This window comes from Nocardioides sp. (assembly GCF_041600255.1).
Classification (GTDB): Bacteria; Actinomycetota; Actinomycetes; order Propionibacteriales; family Nocardioidaceae; genus Nocardioides.
The window spans coordinates 1-2,739 of sequence record NZ_JBFIKK010000227.1 but is presented as its reverse complement, the minus strand read 5'-3'; the positions used below and the strand labels follow the sequence as shown (position 1 = coordinate 2,739).

Below are 2,739 nucleotides of genomic sequence, written 5' to 3'. Positions count from 1 at the left end.
GGGGCTCGATCACCGAGGGTGAACGGCGCGCCGACGCGGTCACCCTGGGGGCGCGCGCAGCGATGGCCGACTTCGTCGGCGGCGACCCGCGTGGCATCGTCTTCGGCCGCTCGATGACCCAGCTGACCTTCGACCTGGCTCGGACCCTGTCGGCCGACTGGGGCCCGGGCGACGAGATCGTGGTGACGCGGCTCGACCACGACTCGAACATCCGGCCCTGGCTGATCGCCGCCGAGCGGGCCGGAGCCACGGTGCGCTGGCTGGACTTCGACCCGGAGACCGCCGAGCTCGACGACATCGAGTCGGTGCTGTCGGTGCAGACCCGGCTGGTCGCCGTCACCGCCGCGTCCAACCTCTTCGGCACCCGTCCGGACGTGGCCGGGATCGCGGCAGCCGCCCACGAGGTCGACGCCCTGGTCTTCGTGGACGCCGTCCACCTGGCCGCGCACGCCCCGCTCGACATGGTGGCGATGGGCGCCGACGTGCTGGTCTGCTCGCCGTACAAGTTCTTCGGCCCGCACCTGGGCGTGCTGGCGGCCAGGCCGTCCTTGCTCGAGACGCTGACGCCGGACAAGCTGCTGCCCTCCAGTGACGCCGTCCCGGAGCGCTTCGAGATCGGCACGCTTCCCTACGAACTGCTGGCCGGGGTCACCGCCGCGGTCGACTTCATCGCGGACCTGGCCTCGGACGCTCCCACGCGTCGCGACCGGGTGGTGGAGTCGATGACCGCGGTCGAGCGCCACGAGGACGTCCTGCTGCAGCGGCTGCTGAGTGGACTCGCCTCGATCGACGGCGTCACGCTGCACGGGCGACCGAAGGACCGGACCCCCACGGTGCTGTTCTCGGTGACCGGTCACACCCTGCGCGAGGTGCACGAACACCTGGCCTCGCTCGGGGTGAACGCCCCGGCGGGCAACTTCTACGCCATCGAGGCGTCCCGGTGGGCTGGGCTGGGCGACGAGGGCGGCGTACGGGCCGGGATCGCGCCGTACACCTCCGAGGAGGACGTGGACCGGCTCGTGGCCGGGGTCGCGGAGCTGGCCGCCTCAGGAGTCGCGTGAGCTGTCGAAGGTGAGCCAGAGGCTCACGGCGGTGTAGTAGACGACGTAGCCGAGCGACGTGATCACCAGCCAGGTCGCCGGATCCGGCAGCTGCGCGGTGATCCAGGCGAACAGACCCAGCCAGACGGTCGCCAAGGTCATGTTCAGCGTCCAGAGCCGGGCGGTGCGCGAGGGGTAGACGTACTTGATCGGCACGAAGACCAGCACCGCGAAGACCAGCAGCAGCGTCGCCGTCAGCGACGGCCCGAGGTCCAGCACGATCACGTAGAAGGCGAGCACGTTCCAGTAGCTCGGGAAGCCGAGGAAGAAGTGGTCGTCGGTCTTCGCGTCGCTGCGGCAGAACTGGTAGCAGGAGGCCAGCAGCGGGACCGAGGCGCACACGCCACCAAAGGCCCCGTCCGGCAGGTAGCCGTTCGACCAGAGCAGGACCGCCGGGGCGAACACGTAGGTCAGGTAGTCGACGATGTTGTCCAGCAGGGCGCCGTCGAAGCTGGCGGCGTGCGTCTTCACCTGGAAGTGCCGAGCGAGGAACCCGTCGCTGCCGTCGATCACCATCGACGCCAGGAAGAGCCACAGCACCGTCCGCACCTCGCCGAGGTAGGCGAAGTGGATCATCAGCAGCGCGAGCACTGACCCGGACGCGGTGTAGGCATGAACCAGCCATGCGGCGGTGCGGTCGGCCCGCGTCGTCGACTCCATGGGAGAACACGCTAGAGGGCCTGTCTAGGGTGTCGGCGTGCGCCTCGCCACCTGGAACGTCAACTCCCTCCGCTCCCGCATCGATCGCGTGGAGGCATTCCTGGAGCGCCACGACGTGGACGTGCTGGCGTTGCAGGAGACCAAGGCCCGCCTGGACCAGCTGCCGTTGATGGGTCTGCAGTCGATGGGCTACGAGGTCGCTGCGGCCGGAACGAACCAGTGGAACGGTGTGGCGATCATCAGCCGGGTGGGGCTGGACGACGTGCAGACCGGCTTCGCGGGCATGCCGGGGTTCGGCGACCCGGTGACCGAGGAGGCGCGTGCGATCGGCGCGGTCTGCGACGGCGTACGGGTGTGGTCGCTGTACGTGCCGAACGGCCGCAAGGTCGACGACCCGCACTACCACTACAAGCTCGAGTGGCTGGCCCGTCTGCGCGAGGTCGCGAAGGCCTGGCAGGGCGAGGACACCGCCCTGGTCGGCGACTGGAACATCGCCCCGCTCGACGAGGACGTCTTCGACATCCAGCAGTTCCGGACCTCGACGCACGTCACCGAGCCCGAGCGGGCGGCGTTCCGGGCGTTCCTCGACGACGGGTACGTCGACGTCGTGCGCCCGCACACGCCGGGGCCCGAGGTCTACACGTACTGGGACTACTTCCGGCAGCGCTTCGAGCGCAACCGCGGGCTGCGGATCGACTTCGTGCTGGGCTCGCCCTCCCTGGCCGAGCGGGTCAGCGGGGCGTTCATCGACCGGGACGAGCGCGCCGGCACCGGCGCCTCCGACCACGCCCCGGTCGTCGTCGACCTCGTCTGAGCCGGTCTCGGCGGCGCCTTCGCCGAACTGTCGGTGGGCCCCGGCATGCTCGTGAACATGGAGACCACGACTTACCTGGCCCTGATCAGCTGCCTCGCCATCGGCGCCCTGCTCGGCGCCCTCGTCGGCGTGCTCTGGGCGCGCGCCTCCGCCGGCCCCGACCCG

General features: G+C 70.4%; 3 protein-coding genes. 2 read left to right on the top strand and 1 reads right to left on the bottom strand.

Annotation, left to right across the window (positions count from 1 at the left end):
- A partial coding sequence (locus ABZE72_RS16570) for a cysteine desulfurase-like protein (RefSeq protein WP_372730138.1) occupies positions 1 to 1,061 on the top strand: 1,061 nt, incomplete at its 5' end.
- On the opposite strand, the gene ABZE72_RS16565 is transcribed toward ABZE72_RS16570, so the two are convergent.
- The gene (locus tag ABZE72_RS16565) at positions 1,047 to 1,760 is read right to left on the bottom strand and encodes a phosphatidylcholine/phosphatidylserine synthase (RefSeq protein ID WP_372730137.1); all 714 of its coding nucleotides are present in this window, start codon (positions 1,758 to 1,760) and stop codon (positions 1,047 to 1,049) included. The two genes, ABZE72_RS16570 and ABZE72_RS16565, sit on opposite strands and share 15 nt — an antisense overlap.
- Before the next feature lie 37 nt (positions 1,761 to 1,797).
- Between ABZE72_RS16565 and ABZE72_RS16560 the strand changes: the two genes are divergently transcribed.
- Entirely contained in the window at positions 1,798 to 2,574 is a 777-nt protein-coding gene (locus ABZE72_RS16560; RefSeq protein ID WP_372730136.1) for an exodeoxyribonuclease III, read from the top strand.
- Positions 2,575 to 2,739: the final 165 nt, after the last annotated feature.